The sequence below is a fragment of the Streptomyces sp. NBC_01689 genome (assembly GCF_036250675.1).
GTDB lineage: Bacteria > Actinomycetota > Actinomycetes > Streptomycetales > Streptomycetaceae > Streptomyces.
On record NZ_CP109592.1, the window covers coordinates 730,845 to 749,957 of the forward strand.

The 19,113-nt window shown below is 72.0% G+C and carries 16 protein-coding genes; 5 read left to right on the top strand and 11 right to left on the bottom strand.

What is annotated here, in order from left to right:
- Window positions 1-374 precede the first annotated feature (374 nt).
- Window positions 375-1,475, top strand: a complete 1,101-nt coding sequence (locus OG776_RS02875; RefSeq protein ID WP_329318641.1) for an Lrp/AsnC family transcriptional regulator — start codon at window positions 375-377, stop codon at window positions 1,473-1,475.
- A gap of 76 nt (window positions 1,476-1,551) precedes the next feature.
- Here OG776_RS02875 and OG776_RS02880 read toward each other — a convergent pair whose 3' ends face one another.
- Window positions 1,552-2,487 carry a LysR family transcriptional regulator gene (locus OG776_RS02880; RefSeq protein WP_148011144.1) on the bottom strand — a complete coding sequence of 312 codons (936 nt, stop codon included), beginning with the start codon at window positions 2,485-2,487 and terminating at the stop codon, window positions 1,552-1,554.
- A 134-nt stretch (window positions 2,488-2,621) separates the two neighbouring features.
- On the opposite strand from OG776_RS02880, the gene OG776_RS02885 reads away from it, so the two are divergent.
- Window positions 2,622-3,944, top strand: coding sequence for an MFS transporter (locus OG776_RS02885; protein ID WP_329318644.1), 1,323 nt, complete (start codon window positions 2,622-2,624; stop codon window positions 3,942-3,944).
- A 242-nt stretch (window positions 3,945-4,186) separates the two neighbouring features.
- On the opposite strand, the gene OG776_RS02890 is transcribed toward OG776_RS02885, so the two are convergent.
- Entirely contained in the window at window positions 4,187-4,753 is a 567-nt protein-coding gene (locus OG776_RS02890; protein WP_329318646.1) for a YbhB/YbcL family Raf kinase inhibitor-like protein, read from the bottom strand.
- A gap of 118 nt (window positions 4,754-4,871) precedes the next feature.
- Between OG776_RS02890 and OG776_RS02895 the strand changes: the two genes are divergently transcribed.
- Together OG776_RS02895 and OG776_RS02900 are read left to right on the top strand one after the other, a co-directional pair.
- On the top strand, window positions 4,872-5,327 hold the full coding sequence (locus tag OG776_RS02895) for a MarR family winged helix-turn-helix transcriptional regulator (RefSeq protein WP_329318648.1): 456 nt from the start codon (window positions 4,872-4,874) through the stop codon (window positions 5,325-5,327).
- 212 nt (window positions 5,328-5,539) lie between these two features.
- Window positions 5,540-5,866: a hypothetical protein gene (locus tag OG776_RS02900; protein ID WP_148011148.1), complete on the top strand. Its 327-nt coding sequence runs from the start codon at window positions 5,540-5,542 to the stop codon at window positions 5,864-5,866.
- A gap of 223 nt (window positions 5,867-6,089) precedes the next feature.
- On the opposite strand, the gene OG776_RS02905 is transcribed toward OG776_RS02900, so the two are convergent.
- From OG776_RS02905 to OG776_RS02915, 3 genes are all read right to left on the bottom strand, one after another.
- Entirely contained in the window at window positions 6,090-6,956 is an 867-nt protein-coding gene (locus tag OG776_RS02905) for a hypothetical protein (RefSeq protein ID WP_329318651.1), read from the bottom strand.
- On the bottom strand, window positions 6,946-7,422 hold the full coding sequence (locus OG776_RS02910) for a DUF6114 domain-containing protein (protein ID WP_329318653.1): 477 nt from the start codon (window positions 7,420-7,422) through the stop codon (window positions 6,946-6,948). The genes OG776_RS02905 and OG776_RS02910 overlap by 11 nt, the downstream gene beginning before the upstream one ends.
- An 85-nt stretch (window positions 7,423-7,507) precedes the next feature.
- A complete protein-coding gene (locus OG776_RS02915; protein WP_329318655.1) occupies window positions 7,508-8,131 on the bottom strand; it encodes a DUF6230 family protein in 624 nt (207 codons plus the stop codon).
- 906 nt (window positions 8,132-9,037) lie between these two features.
- On the opposite strand from OG776_RS02915, the gene OG776_RS02920 reads away from it, so the two are divergent.
- Window positions 9,038-9,193, top strand: a complete 156-nt coding sequence (locus OG776_RS02920; RefSeq protein ID WP_329318657.1) for a hypothetical protein — start codon at window positions 9,038-9,040, stop codon at window positions 9,191-9,193.
- 94 nt (window positions 9,194-9,287) lie between these two features.
- Here the strand turns inward: OG776_RS02920 and OG776_RS02925 are convergent, their stop codons facing one another.
- The 6 genes from OG776_RS02925 to OG776_RS02950 all read right to left on the bottom strand — a co-directional run bounded on the left by OG776_RS02925 (window position 9,288) and on the right by OG776_RS02950 (window position 19,059).
- The gene (locus tag OG776_RS02925; protein WP_148015073.1) at window positions 9,288-9,506 is read right to left on the bottom strand and encodes a hypothetical protein; all 219 of its coding nucleotides are present in this window, start codon (window positions 9,504-9,506) and stop codon (window positions 9,288-9,290) included.
- A gap of 83 nt (window positions 9,507-9,589) precedes the next feature.
- A complete protein-coding gene (locus OG776_RS02930; protein ID WP_329318659.1) occupies window positions 9,590-10,858 on the bottom strand; it encodes an FAD-dependent monooxygenase in 1,269 nt (422 codons plus the stop codon).
- 138 nt (window positions 10,859-10,996) lie between these two features.
- A complete protein-coding gene (locus OG776_RS02935) occupies window positions 10,997-11,332 on the bottom strand; it encodes a hypothetical protein (protein WP_329318661.1) in 336 nt (111 codons plus the stop codon).
- Window positions 11,333-11,816: 484 nt separating this feature from the next.
- Entirely contained in the window at window positions 11,817-15,053 is a 3,237-nt protein-coding gene (locus OG776_RS02940; RefSeq protein WP_329318663.1) for a GH92 family glycosyl hydrolase, read from the bottom strand.
- Between the two features lie 171 nt (window positions 15,054-15,224).
- Window positions 15,225-17,240: an ATP-binding protein gene (locus OG776_RS02945; protein WP_329318665.1), complete on the bottom strand. Its 2,016-nt coding sequence runs from the start codon at window positions 17,238-17,240 to the stop codon at window positions 15,225-15,227.
- Window positions 17,241-17,544: 304 nt separating this feature from the next.
- Window positions 17,545-19,059 carry an FAD-dependent monooxygenase gene (locus OG776_RS02950; protein ID WP_329318667.1) on the bottom strand — a complete coding sequence of 505 codons (1,515 nt, stop codon included), beginning with the start codon at window positions 19,057-19,059 and terminating at the stop codon, window positions 17,545-17,547.
- Window positions 19,060-19,113: the final 54 nt, after the last annotated feature.

The following is a 19,113-nucleotide window of genomic DNA, read 5'->3' on the forward strand; positions in this document are numbered from 1 at the left end:
CTCCGTCGGTGGTGAGGGGATCGGCGCCCGCTGTCGGGCTCGCTCGGTTCCAGGACTCGCGCTCGGTGCGCGGGCACGCTCGGCTCTCGCGCCCGGCCGGCTCGCCGACTTGACGCTCGCGCCGGGACCGACCGGCACGCGGGACCGCTGTCGGTACGGGCCCGGTGAGCCCCGGCGATCGCCGGCCGTCAGCCGTTCCGGACCGGCATCCGGCCACGCGAGGCCCCGCGATCACCCGCTCCTTCCGTGTCCCGGGGCCGCCGACGCGGCTCGGGGACGGCGAGGAGTGCGTGACGCCCGCGTGACATCCATGGTCGGGGCACGGTCCGCGGGACGGCCCGCGCCAGGCGCCGGAATGAGCGAAACTTGCCGTCATGGCCATGGTGTCGGCGGATTCCGTACTGAGCCTCACCGATCAGCGGCTGGTGGCCGCTCTGCAGTGCGACGGCCGTCTCACCGCGGAACGGGCGGCCCGGGTGCTTGACCTCAGCCCCGCCACCGTGCGCCGCCGTCTGCGAGCGCTCGGCGCCGACGGGACCGTGCGCGTGGTGATCTCACCCGTCGCGCGACCCCGCGACGGGGGTTCGGCGGGGGCGCTCTTCCTGCGCATCCGGGTGTTGCGGGGAAAGCTCGACACCCTCGTGGCCGCGCTCGCGGCACGCGAGGACATCCCGTTCATCGACGTCACCACCTCCGGGGACGAGATCTTCGCGGTGGCCCGTACGGAGCCGGGTTCGCGCGACCCGCTCGTCTTCCGCCAACTGCCCTCCACACAGGCGGTCACGTCCCTGGAGAGCGCCACCGTCCTGCATGTCTTCCGGGTCACCTCGGAGTGGCGTCACGCCGTCCTGACGCCGGACGAACGCGCGGCCCTGAGCCCGGCCGCACCGGAGCCCGGTCCGGCGCCTGTCGGGCGAACCGCCGCGGAATCCGAGCCGGTGCCCTCCGGGTCGGCGGGCCCGTACGGCGTCGACACCGACCCCTTGGAACAGTCACTCATCGACGCCCTGGCCCCCGACGCACGTCTCTCCGCCGCGGCGCTGGCCGCGCACACCGGTCACCCGGAGACGACGGTCCGCCGTCGGATCGCCCGAATCGCCGCCCAGGGACGGCTGGTGACCCAGGTCCTGGTGGACCCCCGCAGGATCGGACTGCCCATCGAGGCCAAGCTCCTGCTGCGGGTGGCCCCCGATCATCTGGCCGCAGCGGGGCGGGCGTTGGCCGACCATCCCGCGGTGCACGGCGCGTTCGCCACCTCGGGTCCATCGAACCTGCACGCGGCTGCGTACTTCCCCGGTCTGCCCGCCCTCTACGGCTTCCTCTCCCGCGACCTGGTCGGCCTGGGGATCACCCGGGTCGAGACGGCCGTCGTCGGCCGCACCGCCAAACGCACGCCCCCGTCGGGCCCGGATCGGCCGTCTCCGGCCGCCGCACGACGCCGGCCACCGGCCCACGCACGGCCGGGCACGGGCTGAGGACGGACCGGCACGGGGTGATGACGTACCGGGCAGGGGGGTGATGACTGGCTCAAGCACGGTCGCGGTACGGGATTCAGCGCGGGAGCACCCAGTCCGGCCTCCACGTCCCGGCGGCGTCGTGGCCGGCCGTCGTGGTGGCGAGGTGGGCGCGCAGAGTGGCCAGCGCCGGGTGCGGGTTGTCGCGGTGCCAGAGCAGCGAGTGCGGGTAGACGGGCTTCGGGTCGGTCACCGGGATGCGGCGCAGGCCGTGCCCGGCGGGCCAGACGAGACGGGTCTGCCCGCCCATGAAGGTGGCCAGGGCCGGGGTGTCGGCGATGGTGTCGAGCAGTGCGTCGGAGCCGAAGTTGGGGCCGGTCGCCTCGATGGTGAGGCCGAACTGGGCGACGAGGTCGTCGTAGTAGGCGGCCCACTCGGTACCCGGGACGATGCCGGGCATCCAGATCCGGTGTCCGACGAGCTGGGGGACGGTCACCGAGCGGGCGCCCGCCAGTGCGTGGGCGGGGCCGGTGAGAAGCTCGAGCGGCTCATCGCTCACTCGTACGGACTCGATGTCCGGGGGAAGCGGCCGGCCGGGCACGGCGACGGCGCGGAAGGACGCGTCGATCGTCCCGGAGCGGATGGCGGTGACGGCCGTCTCGATGTCGAACAGCATCACCACGTCGAGATCGATCTCGGGGTGGGCTCGGTGGAAGCCGCGCAGCAGGCCCGCCGCCGCGCCGCGTGAGGCGATCACGTCGACGCGCAGTGGACGGCGGCCCGTGTGCACGGAGGCGACCGCGCGCTCGGCGACGCGTAGCAGGTCCCGGGCGTGCGGCAGGAACGCCTGCCCGTCGATGGTGAGCTCGGCGCCGCGCGCGGTGCGCGTGAACAGCCGCACGCCCAGGGTGCGCTCCAGCGCGGCGATGCGCTTGGAGACCGCCTGCTGGGTGACCGCCAGCTCGGTGGCGGCCTCCTGGAACTGCCCCGCGTCAGCGGCGACGACGAAGGTCCGGACGGTGTCGAGGTCCATGGCGACACTCTAGGGTCACAACCAATGGTTGTGGCCGGACGGCCTCACGGTTGTTTGACCCCTGCACAGGGCTCTCGCTTTGATGCTCTCGGTCACGGATCGGTTGTGCGGGCGGGAGCGAAGGGGCGGCGGGCATGGAAGGCGGGCAGCGGTCGAGGCGTCCGCGAGGACAGCGGCTGGGACGGCGGTTCGGCTGGTTCTGGGGAGCGTACGGAACCAGCGCGCTCGGCACATGGCTCGCCTTCGGCGCGTTCCCGCTGATCGCCGTCCAGGTGCTGCACGCCGGGCCGGCCCAGGTGGCCGCGCTCTCCTCCGTGGGGGCGGCGGTGGGCGCGGCCGTGGCGGTGCCGCTCGGTCCATGGGTGGAGTTCCGCCGCAAGCGGTCGGTGCTGATCGGGACGGACCTGGCGCGGTGCGCGGCGCTGCTGACCGTACCGGCCGCGTACGCGCTCGGCGCGCTCACCTTCGTCCAGCTCCTGCTGGTCTCCGTCGTCGTCGCGTCGGCCGACATCACCTTCCGGGCCGCCTCCGGGGCGTATCTGAAGACGCTGCTGCCGGCCGAGGACCTGCTCACCGCCAACGCCAGGTTCGAGTCGACGGCCTGGACGACCACGATCGTCGGGCCACCGCTGGGCGGCGCCATGACCGGGCTCCTCGGTCCGGTGGCCACGGTGATGGCCGACGCGGTCAGCTACCTGCTCTCGGCCCTCGGCATCCGCGCGGCGGGCGGGTCCGAGCCGCCGCCCGCACACCGGGAGGCGCCCCGGACAAGGGCCCGGGACCTGCTCGACGGCTGGCGCTTCATCCTCGCCGACGCGACCCTGCGTCCGCTCTTCCTCAACACCGCGTTGTTCAACGGGCTGGTGATGGCGACCCAGCCCCTGCTGGCCGTCCTGATGCTCGGCCCGCTCGGGTTCGCCCCGTGGCAGTACGGCCTCGCCTTCGCCGCACCCTCGATCGGCGGTCTGCTCGGTTCGCGACTGGCCCGCCCGCTCGTGAACCGGTTCGGACAGCATCAGGTCCTGGTCGTGGCCGGCACGCTCCGCGCGCTGTGGCCCGTCGGTCTGGCGTTCCTCGGGCGGGGCACCGGCGGCCTCCTGCTGGTGATGGGCGTCGAACTGGGGCTCATCTTCAGCTGCGGGGTCTTCAACCCCGTCTACGCCACCTATCGGCTCGAGCGCACCCCGACCGACCGGGTCACCCGGACGCTGTCCGCCTGGGCCGTGACGACCAAGGCCTCGACCGCGCTCCTGACGGCCGTCTGGGGCGTACTCGGGTCACTGATCGACCCACGTACGGCCATCGGCCTGGCCGGCGTGCTCCTGCTGACGACCCCGCTGCTGCTCCCCCGCCGCACCACGGGACTCGACGCCGGACCGGACCCGTCACCGGACGCCGCGCCCGAGGACCCACCGTCGCCCCCGACGAGCCTCACACGCCGCACGGGCCGGAACTGACCACCCCGCCGACGACTCTCGCGGGAGGACCGGGCCCGCGGGACGACCAGACCTACCGGACGACGCTCGTGACCGCCGGCGTACCGGTGGCGGCGAGCGCCCGGGATGCGAGGCGCCCCTGCCGCGCCGCCTGCTCCAAAGGCCCACGTCGGAGCAGCCGGCTGCCCGGAGCTGGTACGCCGACCAGGCATGCCGGCCCCGTACAGGCACCGGGTGGACATCACCTCATTACGTGACGACTCTCAGCGGATCTCGTACGTCCCGTCGAGCCGGGCACGACCGCGGACATGGCCCGCCATGGCGGCGGTCACGTCGGCGAGGGTGAAGCCGTCCGGCAGTTCCGGTGCCCGGTCGAGGGCGAACAACTGGAAGACGTACGCGTGGGGGCCGTGCGACCGGATCGGCATGGGTCCGGCCCAGCCGCGTCGGCCGAGCGCGCCCTTCCCGTGCCGGATGCCGAGAGTCGGGCTGGGGTGGGCGAGGGCGTTCTCCGGGATACCGTCCAGCGTGGGGTCGATGCCCAGCGTGAGCGCGTGGGTGGCCGGTTTGCCGAGAGGGACGTCGGGGTCCTGCACGACGAGCGCGAACGCGACGGTGCCGGCCGGCGGGCGCGACCAGCCGAGGGCGGGAGAGATGTTCGCGCCGAACAGCCTCCCACGGAACTTCTCCGGTATGGGTGCCCCGTGATCGAAGGCGGGGCTGGTCAGGGCGAAGTTCTCCGCGGCCTGCAGCTCGGGGCGGGCCCAGACGAGGGTGTGGTGACCGGCACGCCGGTTGCGCAGAGCGACGCCGAGGGGATGTGCGGGCATGACTTCGACTCCTCCTGGAGGGAACCCGGCTGCGGTGGGCCCGGGTGACGGTCCCGTTGCGCTTCCCGGAGCCATTGATTAGGTACAAGAAAGATCTTTTTAGGTATACTAACGAGCCATGCAGAAGCGTGCAACCGACGAGCACTCCGGCAAGGGCGACGAGGCCGACCTCGGCGGGCAGGTGCGATCCGCCGTCGGACGCCTCTACCGCCGCTTCCGCAGCGAGCGTCCCGAAGGCGGCCTGGGCGACGTGGCACTGGAGGTGCTCACCCGCCTCCACAAGCACGGACCGCAGACCCTCACCGAGCTCAGCGAGCACGACCGGGTCTCCCCCGCCTCCATGAGCCAGACCGTGAACCGCCTCACCTCGGGCGGCTACGCCGTACGCGGCCGCGACCCGGACGACCGGCGCAAAGTGCTCTTCAGCGCCACCGCCGAGGGCGACGCGCTCGCCGGTGCCGCCCGGGCACAGCGCAACGCCTGGCTCGACGAACGGCTCCGCTCGCTCAGTCCCGAGGACCGCGCGATGATCGCCCGTGCCGCGGCGCTGCTCAGCGACATCGCCGACTCCTGACAGATGCCCCGGTCCCGGTGCGCCGCCCACCGGCAGGACGGGCGCCCGACCCGACGCGACCCATCGGGATCGTGTCCGCGCCGTCCCGCGGCCCCGGCCGGCCGCGGGACACGAGAGCCACGGCCGCACGGCCACGACTCGACGACCCGGAGGCCAATCCGCGGGACGTCCGGCTCCGGATCACCTCCGGAGCCGTCAGGAGGAGGCAGACCGTGGCCGCATCGGTGCACGCGCGGGTCCTCGCGCTGGCGGGCGACCGGAGATGGATCGTGGTGGCCGGACTCATGCCCCGTCCCGTCGCACCCTGTCTCCACGATCTGCTTCGGGCGCGGTGCGGGCCGAGTTCCGTGGTGTTCGTGGATCTGCGGCATGCGCGGCTCCCCGTCGGTGAGCGCTCAGGGGGCCTGTTTCTGCCCGACGGCCCGCGAGCCTTCCATGTCCTGGCCGACGAGGCATTCCACTCGCTTCTCGCGACCGACCGCCGGGTGACTCCTCATCCCAGCGTCGAACAGGCCTGGCGGGCCTGGTGTTCCGCTTGACCACGGCACCGCTTTGACCCCTCGCCGGCCCGCGCACACCCCGCGCCGGCGAGCGACATCCGGCGTCGCGCCGTCGCAGGCAGGGCAGTTGTGCAACAACTCGGCGCAGGGGCAGGACCGTTCAGCCGTCGTACGGGCTCCCGGACTGGTGGCGCCGGTCAGCGGTCGGTCGTCCGCGGCCGGTGGTTCGGGACCGGCGCACGGAATCGACGTGCCCCGCACCTCACTTGGTGCTCACGCGCAGGTGCGTTCCGACGAGGGAGAGTTCACCGCCCGACTGTGTGAACCGGCTGACGGTCGCGCTCGTGAGAGTGACCGTGCGCGTCGGGGTCGAGGAATGGGCCAGCCAGTCGGGGACCGCGTCAGGAGTGAGGGCGAGGGTGTGGTCCGCGGGAAGCGGAGCGCCCCCGAGGGAGGAGAGCCTGCCGGACAGCTCGCGGAGACGGAAGGTCATCGCGGGTGCGCCGCCGACGCCCTTGCGCAGGGACGTGGACGCGGCCCTGGCACGGAGCCGCATCGTCGTCGCGCCCTGCACGACGGTCACGTCGAGGCCGACGGCGTCGGCCGATCGTGCGGTGAACTCCAGAACCCGGGTGTCACCCGCCGCGGTGTGCACGGTGACCACGCCGTGGAATCGGAGGCCCCGCAGCACGAGCCGTTCCGCACGGAGGGTCGACGAGACCTCACCGCCCGGCTCGGACGACGGCACAGATGCCCGGGCGGAGCCCGACGGGGCGCTCGTGGCCGTCGGTACGGCGTCGGCGGGTCTGGCCCGGGGAGGAGGCAGGACCGGCATCCGGCCGGCCGTACGCGAACCGGTACCGGACGTCGCCTCGCCCCTGTCCGGGGACGGCGCGGGAATGCTCGTACTCTCCGTGCGGCTCTGCGCCCGGTCGGGGGTGAGGAGGGAGGACACCGGCCGGGGTGCCGGGAACTGCAGGACGAGGGGCACGGTCGCCACGGCCAGCGCGCGGGCGAGAGGCTGCGGGCTCCGGCCCGGGACGAGGCGCGCTCCGCGCGTGCGGATCGGCCCTCGCGGCCCGGACCGTACGGGGATCGTGTCCCCGTACGGCGCCTCCTCAGTCGCCATGCGCGCCCTCACCCACCGCGACGGCGGTGGGCGCGGGCTCCTCCGCCGTCCGTTCCGGCGCGGCGGTCGGCGGTACCCAGGAGCAGGCCAGGCAGCCGCCCACCAGGGCGCAGGCCAGGCCGACGAAGAGCCCGCCGAAGTTCGCGACCGGCAGGGAGATGAGCCCGAGGAGCAGGGTGGCGATCCCGGACGACACACGGAGGTGCGGGCGCCACCAGAGGGTGAACCCCAGGGTGAGGAGGAGTACCCCGATGACGAGCGACCCGGCACCGGAGGTGGTCGACAGGGCCAGCGGGATGCCCGCGGGATCCAGGTGGGCGTAGGGCAGGTACAGGATCGGCACGGCGGCGTGGGAGGTGAAGTAGCCCGCCCAGAAGGGGCGTTCGCCGCGCCAGATCCTGAATCGGCGCCAGAGGCCCGCCGCGGTGGTGCCCGGGGGCACGAGCCTGCCGAAGGGACGGGGCATCACGTGCGGTCCTGGTCGGGAACGCGGTGGGAGCGCGGGTCGTCGGTGGGCTGGGGCGGGAGCACGCGGTCCGCGCCCGGAGTGGTCAGGGGCATTCGTGCGAGCCTTTCTCGACCGCCAGACGCAGGCCGGGGATGTCGAAGGTGGCGGCGGAGACCGCGACCACGGTGACGCTGAGGTCGTTGACGGTGAGGGACGAGGCCTGTTGTCCGAAGCCACTGGGGTCGAAGAACTGCGAGTTGCGGTCCCCTGGGTCGACCGGTCCCTTGGTGATGGTCCCTTGGGCGATGCCGATGTCGATGTCCCGGAAATTCGCCTGGCCGGCGGTCTCCAGGGTCGCGTCGAGGAACAGGTTGGTGGCTTCCGCGGGGCGTCCTTCACCGCCGGTGAGCCTGAGTGTGTACGTCCCCAGGACCGGGACGTCGACGGCGACGGACTGGCACAGCCCGCGGATGGTGGCGTGCCGGAGCCCGGTCACCACGACGGGCACCGGTTCGTGGTTCTTGGTCAGGTCGACCATGCTGTAGATGCTGACGCCACGGGCGGTGAGCGTGTCCGCGGTGACCGTGAAGCGCTGGCCGGAGATGAGGAACGAGGCGGCGAGCGCTCCCTGCGCCATGGCGATGCCGAGGGCGGTACAGGCCGCGACGCTGGGGACCAGGACTGCCGCGAAGCGCCGCCAACTGGTTCCGCCGACGCGATGCGACATCCCGTCTCCTTCGCTGGTGGGCCTGGTCCCGCCCTGGCCGGGGCAGGGCGGACGTCGCGCGCATGTTCCGGTGTCGGATCCTAGGCTCGCGGGGTCGCCGTCGCGCTGCACGTCGGGCCTGCCGTACGGGTGACAGTGACTTCGGCTGATCTCTTCGGGTGACGGCGCCGCGCCGCCCTCGGACCGGCCGGGAGGCGGGCCCTGGTCGGTCGCCGGGCGGGGTGTCGTCGTGCGGGTCGGGCCCGCCCAGGCCCTGCGGGTCGGGAACGGGGGCGGCGCTCAGCGTCGGGTGGGGAAGGGCCTGGGCCGTGCGCGGCACAGCGGCCCTCAGGAGCGGACCGTCGGCCGTGGGGACACACGAAGAAGGGCCGGTGAGGAAGTCGCCTTCCTCACCGGCCCGTCGCACCGTTCCCGGAACGAGGGTTCAGTCCTCACCTCTGACGATGTTCCCCTCGGGGCTGTCCGCCTGGTCCCGCCGCGCGACGGAAGCGGTGGCCGTGGCAGGAACGCAGGTACGTACACCGCTCCCGTGCCGACGACGCGCTTCCGCCCAGCCGGTCTCCGGCCGACGCGTGACGATCTTCCTGCTGACCTCAGTGCTCACGACACTTCATCTTCTTCCTGCGCCCAGCCCGGTCGGGCCCGGCTCTCATACCGTCGTCCTTCGGATACCCGACATGTCTCGGATACCTGAGCCGGGTGCCCGTCCCCGGCGGCGAGCAAACGCGCATGAGACGCGGCTCTCGGCCTCCGGGCACAGAACCGGCAATGGGAACATCATCCGCCAGAGCGGCACGGCGCGCATGTCGTGGTGTGCGACCGGTCGCACACCACCGGTGCGCGGGAGGCCGCGAAGGTGCCTACTCCGGGTCTGGAAGATCCACCACAGCGAAATCGGAGGACTCCATGATCGTCCTCGGCGTTGTCCTGCTCGTCATCGGCTTCGTCGCCGGCATCAGCATCCTGTGGACCCTGGGAGTCGTCCTCCTGGTCGTCGGTGCGGTTCTGTGGGTCGCGGGCTCTCCGGGCCACGGCGTCGGCGGACGCAAGAACTATCGGTAGAGGCCCTCCGCTCGCAGACACGTGCGCGCGCGGAGACACTTGGCCGCGCGGACACCTGGCACCTCGCACCTCGCACGGTGGGGTCCGCCTTCCGTCAGCCTCCCCGTGACCACACCTCGGGGCCGCCGCCGTGCCACTCGATGACCGGCGAGTCGGCGACGTCGATCTCGTCCACGTCCGTCCATCCGGCCCGTCGCATGATCTCGGCCAGGCCACGCAGGCTGAAGGCCGCCCCCATGTCCTCGCCGTCCACGCACACCTGGCGCCCCTCCCCCTTGACGAGTTCTCTCACGACTACGGAACGCTCGGTCATGCGGCAAGCATCGCGCGCGCCCCGACCCCTCGCATCCGGACGTACCGAGGCGTCCGCGCCCGGCCGCGAGGACGCGCCCGCGGTCAGATGCGCAGCGATGTCCTCATCTCGCCGTCCTGGCGCCCGGCTGACCTGCGTCGGCCGAGCGCGGGCAGCGGAGCCTCGCCTCGCCGACAGGTGAGATACCAGCGCCTGCCGGTGTCGTAGGCCTTTCGTGCCCTGCGGATCGCGGCGATCTGGGTGGCGAGGTGCATCTGGTAGCGCCAGGGGGTCTGGTTGCCCTGGCGCACGGCCATGGCGTACGCGAAGGACACCGGGTCGCGGTCGAGGTAGTCGTCGAGCTGCTCGAACCAGGCCATGCTGGTGCGGGCGCCCGCCTGTACCGAGTGCAGTTCGGCGCGCCGGTGCTGGTCGTACTCGCGCAGTGCCACGTCCCTGTCCGGGTACTGTGCGAGGCTGTGGGCGAGGACGATCGCGTCGATCATCGCCAGCCGGGTCCCGGACCCGAGCGTGAAATGGGTGGTGTGCGCGGCGTCGCCCATCAGGACCGTGTCGTCCAGGAACCACGTCCGGTTGCTGATGTGGGGAAAGCGCTGCCAACTCGCCGGTTCGCCACGTGACTTGCTGATCAACGAGTGGCCGCCGAGGGCCTTCCGGAAGATCTCCTCCAGCAGGGGCACGCTCTCCTCGGCACCGAGGGAGTCGAGCCCCAGGCCGTACCAGGTCCGGGGGGAGCACTCCACGATGCAGGTACTGATTCCCTTGACCGACGGGTAGGCGTGGAACCAGATCCAGCCGGCTGGGGTCTGCTCGAAACAGAAGACGAAGGTGTCGAACTCCTTGTCCGTGCCGAGCCAGATGTAGGGATTGCGACCGACCTCCACCCGGGGTGCGAAGTGCGCCGAGTGGGCCTGCCGGATCCGGCTGTGGGAACCGTCCGCGGCCACCACGAGGTCGGCTTCCGGGAGTTGGGCGGAGTCCGTGGCCTGCTGCCCGTACTGGACGTCCACCCCGAGGTTCGACGCCCGCCGGGTCAGCACGTCCAGCAGGGCGGCACGGCCCATGCTGTAGCCGTAACCGCCGAAGTAGGCCGATCCGTCGTGGCGGTCACCGTGCAGGAGGATCTCCTGGCCCTGCCACAGAACGGATCTCGCGCCGATCTGCCGTGCGCTCTCCGGGTCGTTGTGGTGCAGGATGTCCAGCAGGTCGTTCCAGTAGACGACGCCCCAGCCGTAGGTGGCCGAGGGCGGATCACGTTCGAGAACGGTGATTTCGTGTCCGGCGTCGCGGAGCTTCGCCGAGATGGCGAAGTAGAGTCCCGCCGGGCCGCCACCCACGCAGACGATCTTCATCCCGCCTCACAGCCTCCACACCTTCGCGGCGCACGTGCTCCGCTCCGTGTACGGCATGGATCCGGGCGTCCCGCGGGCTCGGACGCCCGGATCCATCAGTCGATGCCGGTCATACGGATGGCCGTAGCGGATGGCTGGTCACCAGCCCCAACCGCCGCCACCCCAACCGCCGCCGCCCCAGCCGCCGCCGCCCCAGCCGCCCCCACCCCAGCCGCCCCCACCCCAGCCGCCGCCCCAGCCGCCCCCACCCCAGCCGCCGCCCCAACGCCAGCCGCTGTCGTTGCCCCAGCCCCAGCCGCCGCCGTGACCGTGGCCACCACCCCAGCCGTCTTCGTGGACGGAGGAGGTTGCCGCAGGGGCTGATGCCGGAGCGCTGGCCGCGCTGGCCGCTCCGACTCCGGCCGCGATGGCGATGATGGGCGCCGTGCAGACGGCAAGGGCCACTCGCCTGATGCGTGAGGTGTTCGCTCGCATGATGATCCCCTCTCCTGAGGGTTGATGTCGCTGCCGGGCGCGGAAGCGAGCGCCCATGCACACCCGGGCCGACGCACAGCCCGTGTGCGGGGTCCGCCGCCGGGAATTCTTACCTTCCGGGGCGCGGATGCCAGACCGTATTTTTTGCTCACAAACAGGACAAATAACCTGTACGTACCAACCTAGGAGGACAGCCCGGGGAAGTCAAAGAAATACCGGTAAAAAGTGACAGCAACCGCCATCTGATCGCCTGCCCGTCCACCGGCACCACCGGGCACTCCACGGACGGTGGCGGGGTCGACGGGACTCCGGCGCGGTTCGTGCCGCGACGACCTCACCGAGGTGGTCGCGCCGGGAGGGTCCGTTCGTCACCCTGCGCTCGACGGCCGCGCACGAGGAGGCACGGCCACGGCCGGCGCCGCGCGGGCGCGCGGTGGAACGCCCGCGGGCCGGAGGTGGTCGCTCTCCGGCCCGCGGGCGGGGTTCAGCCGAGACCCAGCGCGAAGAGGTGCAGGTCCCCCTCCTTCGGCAGGGTCACGAACTTGATCTGCTTGCCCTCCGGCACCTCGTACGGCCGGGTGGCGAAGACGAACACCGGGTCGCCCTTGCCGTTCGGGGTGTTGCGGTACCCCGTCCTCGCCACCACGGAGTTGCCGAAGACAGGTTCGGTGCCGCCGCCCGGCCGGGTCCAGTCGCCGAAGGACAGATCCGCCGGTGCGGTGCTGCCGTCGGTGAAGGTGACCGTCGCACTCGCCCTGCGGTCCCCGTTCGTCGCCGAGCCGACGAAGACCAGCCGGTCGGCGCCCTGGCTGCCGCCGGCGAGGTCGAGCCGCTGGCCGTCCGCCGTGACGCTGTCCGGGCGGCCCGCGGGAGCGCCGGGCCAGACGAACCTCGTTCCGGAGACCTCCACGCTCGCACCGCCCTCGAGGCCGGCCGCGGCCAGCGCCTGCCGCGAGTAGCTGTTGCCCGCGCCGTCGAAGTCGGCCTCGACCGGTGTCCCGTCGCTCGACACACCCACGGTCGTGAACGCGTCGCCGAGGGCCGCGGTGACGCCTCCCTCCTCGGCCACCAGGACGATCGCCGTGCGGTGCACGGTGTCGCCCCCGCGGCCACGGACCGTGAACGGGACCTGGTAGTAACCCGGTGCGGTCGCGGCCGCGGCCCTCACCGTCAGCTCGGCACTGCCGGAACCCGTGTGCGGATCCAGGTTCATCCTGCCCCCGGTGACGGTAAGGCCCGCCGGAGCGTCCGCGGCGACCGTCAGGGCGCGGTCGTGTCCGGCCAGTCGCTGCCCGTGCACTGTGAGCTTCGTACCGGCACCGCCCGGCTCCGCGGTCACCTGGTTCCGGGCCGGGTACGCCAGGAAGTCCTGCTCACCGTCGCGGTAGGAGGGCGGCGCCGCCTTCGCGGAGGTGGCCCAGGTCCTGTCCGGTACGGCGGACAGGTCGAAGTCCAGTCGGCCGCCCCGCGTCACCACCGACTCCGGCAGATACGTGAACTCGTGGTCGCGGCCGTCCAGGCGCAGCCCGTGCACGTAGAGCGTGTTCGCCGCCGCGCGGGGCGCGCGGATGTCCAAGTCCCTTCCGCGGCCCGGCAGATCGATGACCACGCGCGGGAAGAGCGGGCTGTGCACCGACAGGTCGGCGGTGCCCGGTGTGGCCGGGTAGAGGCCGACGGCGGCCCAGACGTACCAGGAGGACTGGGCTCCCAGGTCGTCGTTGCCCGGCTCGCCGTCAGGGGTCGGGCTGAAGAGGCCTGTCGCGATCGACCGGACCTCCTCCTGCGTCCGCCACGGCCGGCCCAGGTGGTTGTAGACCCACGGCACCCCGAAGTCGACCTCGTTCCCGGCCCACATGTAGGGCTCGTTGGGCCCGGCGTTGAGCTTTCCGAAGAAGGCGTCGAGCCGCTTTGCCGTGGCCTCGCGGCCGCCCATCGCCTGAATCAGACCGGCGGTGTTCTGCGGGACCAGCCAGTTGTACTGCGCGGCGTTGCCCTCGTCGAACCCGTCCTGACCGAACCGGCCCGGTGGCGGGGGCTGATAACCGGGCCCGTCCGGGAAGAGGCCGTCCTCTCCGCGCGGAGACAGGTAGCCGGTCGCCGGGTTGAGGATGTTCTGCCAGTTCTGGCCGCGACGGGTGAAGGTGCGGGCCGTGTCGTGGTCACCGGCGGCGTGCGCCAGTCGCGCGATGGCGAAGTCGTCGATCGCCCATTCGAGGGTGACCGAGGCGCCCACGCGGGCGTGGTCCCCGCGTACGGTGCTGTTGTTCGCGTAGCCGCGCTCCATGTAGTCCTCGACGCCCGGCCGCTCCTGATAGGCGCCCGGCGTGTGGTCCACCGAGGTGGCGCCCTTGACGAGGTGGGCCAGCGCGCTCTTGAGGTCGAAGTCGCGTGCGCCGTAGGCGTACAGGTTCGCGATCAGCGGGACGGAGTTGTCGCCGGTCATCTGGCCCGTGTAGTCGTTCGCGAGCGGCCACCGGGGCCACCACCCGCCCTGTTCGGCGTCGTGGACGAGCGACTGCGCCATGTCACTGGCCTGTTCCGGGAACAGCATCGCCTGCAACGGGGCGAGCGAGCGGTAGGTGTCCCAGTCGGAGAAGTTGGCGTACTGCGTGCGTCCCTCGGGCAGCGTGCGGACCTTGTCGTCGAAACCGATGTAGCGGCCGTCGGCGTCGTCGAAGGTGTTCGGGTGCATCAGCGAGTGGTAGAGGAACGTGTAGAACATCTTCCTCTCGCCGGTCTCGCCGCCCCCGACACGTATCTTGCGCAGGGCCTGCTTCCACTGGTCCCGGGTCCGCGCGCGCACGTCGTCCAGGCTCCAGCCCGGTACCTCCGCGGCCATGTTGGCACGGGCACCGGCGACCGACACGTACGACATGGAGACCTTCGCGCGGACCGTGCGGTCCGCACCGGCGTCGAAGGTCAGATAGGCGCCCGCCCTGGGAGCGTCCACCGAGTCGCCGCCCTCGGTCACCGCCTTGCCGTCCCAGGTGCCGTGGGCGACGAAGGGACGGTCGAAGGTGATCGCGTAGTGCACGGTGTACTCGTTGCCCTTGCCGCAGAAGTTCCCCGTGGTCGCGGATCCGGTGAGTTCCCGGTCGCCCGAGATCGTCAGATCGGCCTTCTTGTCGCCGGCCAGGCTGCCGCCGCCCTTGACCAGGACCTGCGCCTTCCTCCCGGTGTCGGCGGGGAAGGTGAACGAGGCGAGGCCGGTGCGGGTGGTGGCCGTGAGCTCGGTACGGACCTTCGCGTCGTCGCCGGTGGTGACGGCGTAGTAGCCGGCCTCGGCCTTCTCGTCCAGGTGCGTGAACGGCTCCGTGCGGTCCCACGGTGCGCCGCCCACGTCGCCGGCGACCGGCAGCAGCGGCACGTCGCCGAACGCGGTGCAGCCGACCGACGCGTGGTCGAGGCTGAATCCCTTGATCCTGCTGCTGTGGTACTGGTAACCGGCGTACGAGCCCTCGGTGTCGGGCGAGAACTGCATCATGCCGAACGGGGTGGACGGGCCGGGGAAGTTGTTGATCTCCCCGACGGACGCCCCGCCGTTGCCGGTTCCGATGAGCGGATCGACGAACTCGGTCGGGTCGTCGACCAGTTGGGCGCTTTCCGGCGTGGACAACGTTGTCTTAGCGGCCGCGGCCGCGGCTCCCGATCCGTCGGCCAGTGCGGCCAGTGCGGCCATGACCGTTGCGACGACGGCGACTTGTGTTCTGAAACGTCTCACATGCGGCTCCTGTGCGATGGCGTCCCGGCCACCACACCCTCGGGCATGCCCACGCCAAGGTCAAGAGGCCGTCGACACCGCCGGCCGACGCGTCGCCCTTCCGGTCCCCCCGCCGGCCCGACCCGGGTTCACCGGCGGGCCGCACGGCTCCCCGTACGGCGAACGCCAGGGTCAGGAGGGTGCCGGCCCCTGCAGCACGAGGGCGAGGCCCAGTTCGGCATCGCGGTTCAACGCGTCGCGGAATGCCCGGTCGTAGGCGTCGTCCCCGGCGGCCGTACGGGCCTGCAGCTCCCATTGGTCACGGACCTCGGCGAGTTCGGGTGTGCCGCGGTTCGGGTGGCCGAGCATCCGCCAGTACGAGTTCCCGGTGCCGGAGGTACGGGCCGCCCCGATGCCGTTGCCCTGAGCCGCGTTGGCCCCGGTGAGGAGGTCGAGGGCCAGCGCGATGCCGAGGTTGTCGTTGAGGTTGTGCTTGCTGGTGAGCATGGCTCTGGCGTGCAGTTCGGCGTCGTGCGCGCGCCCTTGGAGGAGGTCTATGTAGGCGAGTTGGTGGAACGCGTACGACCGCGCCCAGTGCTCGCCGTAGCGGACGCTGAGGCGGCGCAGGCCGATGGCCGCCTCGTAGGCCTCGGCCAGTCGGCCCAGCGCGGAGTGGGCGAACGTCCGGATCACCATGCAGCAGAGCTGCGGCGCCCCTGACGGGGGCGATGTACCGCGGGTGATCAGGGCGTGGTCGCTCACGTCGTACGCCGCCTGGGGGCGGCCCGCCATCAGGTGGGTGAGTCCGAGGGTGTGGGCGGCGAAGAGCGCGGACTGCGGGGTGCCGTCCTCACGTGCGGCCTCGGCGCAGTCCTCTCCGACGCGCAGGGCCGTCGCGTGGTCGCCCTGGAGGGTGAGGGTGATGCCCAGGGCCCAGAGTGCGCGAGTGCGGGACGGCCCCTTGGGCGTGTCGAGGGCCAGGGCCCGTTCGAGATAGTCGCGGGATTCGTGAAGGTGTCCGCAGCAGGGCCAGAACAGCCCGGTCCGGCCGGCCATTTCGACGGCCGCCTCCCCGTCCTCCTCGATGAGGTGGTCGAGTGCGGCGCGGATGTCGGCGTGGCCGGCGGAGATCCGCGCGTACCAGGCGACCTGCTGGCCGCTGAGCCAGCCCGCTTCGGCCTCGGCCAGCATCGTCGCGAAGTGCGCGGCGTGGAGGCGGACGAGGGTGGTCTCCTCGCCGAGTTCCGTCAGCCACATGGCACCGTACTCGCACAGCGTGTCCAGCATGCGGTAACGCGTGTCCACCCGTTGCAGGACGGACTGGTCGGCCAGCCGGTCCAGGAGCCGGGGGATGTCGTGGGCGGCGAGCGGGCCGCCCGCGCAGACCGACTCGGCGTCAGCGACCTCGACAGGGCCGCGGAAGACGGAGAGTCTGGCCCACAGCAGGCGCTCGAGCGGGGAGCACAGTTCGTGGCTCCAGCCGATCGCCGTGCGCAGGGCCCGGTGACGCTTGGGCCACGCCGTCTCGTCCACGAGGGTGTCGAGCCGTGAGCCGAGGCGTTCGGCGATCTCCGTGAGGCTGCTCTCCCGCAGGCGCGCGCAGGCGAGTTCGACGGCGAGCGGGATTCCTTCCAGGCGACGGCAGATGGCGGCCACGGCCGCGATGGAGGCGGGGGTGTCGAGGGCCAGTTCGGGCGCGGCCGTGGCACAGCGCTCACGGAACAGCCGCACCGCGTCTCCGCCGCCGTCCTCGGTGGAGAGCGGAGCCACGTCGATCCGCTGCTCGTCCTGGACACCGAGGGGCTTCCTGCTGGTGGCGAGCACGGTCGACCGCGGTGCCACCAGCAGGAGTTCACTCACCAGGGACCGGCAGGAGGCCAGCACCCGTTCACAGCAGTCGAAGACGAGCAGGACCTGCTGTCCCGTCAGCCATTCGCGCAGCGCCTCGATCGGGGTGCGCGGATTGTGGTCGAGGAGGTCGACGGCGTCGCAGACCGTGGCGGTGAACAACCGGTCGTCGTAGAGATTGGACAGGTCGATCCACCAGACGCCGTCGGCGTACAGATCCCGCACCTGCTCCGCGACACGCAGCGCCAGTCGGCTCTTGCCCACACCGCCGCCGCCGGTGAGGGTGACCGCTCGATGCCGGGTCAACGCCGTTCTGACCGTGTCGAGTTCACTGTCGCGCCCGACGAAGCTGGTCGTCATGACCGGGAGGTTGCCTACCACGCCCCTATCCTGCATGGCTCGCGCACGGACCCAAACCGTCTTAACGGAAGCGGTCATAAACGGTCAGGTGTGGCCACTATTCGATCGGGTGCTTGCCATAGGCGAGGGGATCCGTCACTCCACCCGACCTCACGGGGTCCCGGTGCGCCCGCCCGAAGCGTCCTCCTCCGGCGACGATCGCCGGGACGCGGTGGTGGCCGCGGTGAGGGCGCCGCGGAGGAACCGGGCCAGAGCCGTCGTCGCGGTCAGCACGAGGAAGGGAACACGGACCGTGCCGGCTTCCCTAGAAGACCACGCCCAGCTCGTCGAGTGCCTTGCCGACCTCCGCCGTGAACTCCGCGGTCGAACCGTGTGTCCCGGTCGCCCACCACACGTGACCGTCGGGCCGGACGAGGGCCCCGGTGACCTGGGACCAGGCCGGGCCGCCGGTCGCGGCGAGACGGCTGGGGTGGACGGAGACACCGGCCCTCCTCGCCCGCTCGGCCACGCCCGCGTGCACCGGCCCCTCCCCTGTCGTCAGCAGCACGGCGCGACCGTCGTACAGCAGCGGGAACACCCCTTCGCCCTCGGGATCGTAGGCGCGGACACCGGTCAGGGGGTGTGCTCCGGCGTCGGCGGGCGGGTAGGCGATGTCGAGCCCGGAGAGCTTGCCGGCGAGCAGGTCGGACAAGGCGCGGACGCCCGCGAGAGCCTCGCTCAACAGGGCGCGCAGTGCCGTGACCTCGGGGTTCAGACCGACGATGAGGGCGGTCTGCGCGAGGGTGTGCTCGGCGAGCTCCCTGCCGATCGGATGGCGTTCCGCGTGGTAGGTGTCCAGGAGGTGCTCGCCGGCGCGGCCCTGTACCACCGCGGCCAGCTTCCAGCCGAGGTTCATGGCGTCCTGGAGGCCCACGTTGAGACCGACGCCGCCGGCCGGCCAGTGGATGTGCGCGGCGTCCCCGGCCAGCAGGACCCGGCCGGCGCGGTAACCGGCCGCCAGGCGCGTCGCGTTGCCGAAACGGGACAGCCACGACGGGTCGCGCATCCCGAAGTCGGTGCCCGCGATGCGTGTCGAGGCGTCTCGCAGCTCGTCCAGCGTCATCGGTTCACGGGTCTGGTGGCGCGGGTCGTATCCGGTGACACGGAACCGTCCGTCGGGCAGGGGCACGACGAGGAGGCGTCCCGCTTCGTTGAGGGCGGTGAATCCGGGGGTCAGCGGCGGTCGGTCGAGGATCACCTCGCCGAGGAAGCCGTACGCGGTCGTGCCGGAGCCCGGGAAGTCGATGCCGGCCTCCTGGCGCACCACACTGCGGGCGCCGTCCGCGCCGACGGCGTACTCGGCGTCGACCGTGTAGGCGCCGTCGGGCCCGTGCACCCCCACGGTCACCGATCCGTCGTCCTGCGTCAGCGAGACGACGTCGTGGCCGCGCCTGATCTCCACGCCCAGTTGGGTGGCGTAACCCTCCAGCAGCCGCTCGGTGACCGACTGCGGCTGGGCCAGCAGATACGGGAAGGCGGTCGGCAGGTCACGGAAGTCCACACGTGACTCGAGCATGCCGAAATGCCAGTTCGGCAGCGGGCGGCCGCCGGCGATCACGTCCCGGTGCCGGTCGCGCAGCGCCAGCACTTCGATGGTGCGCGGCTGGAGTCCGAGCGCCTTGGAGTGGGGACTGCGCCGAGGCGCGCGTTCGAGGACGAGGGGGTTCACACCGGCCACGGCGAGTTCGTGGGCGAGCCAGAGCCCCACCGGGCCGCCTCCCACGATCACGACCTGCCGGTCGGAGCGCCCCGGTGAAGGCGACGGAGGGGTGACGGTCACAGCGATCGGTCTCCTTGTGTGCGGCGCGCGAGTCTCTATTGACCACACGGTCAT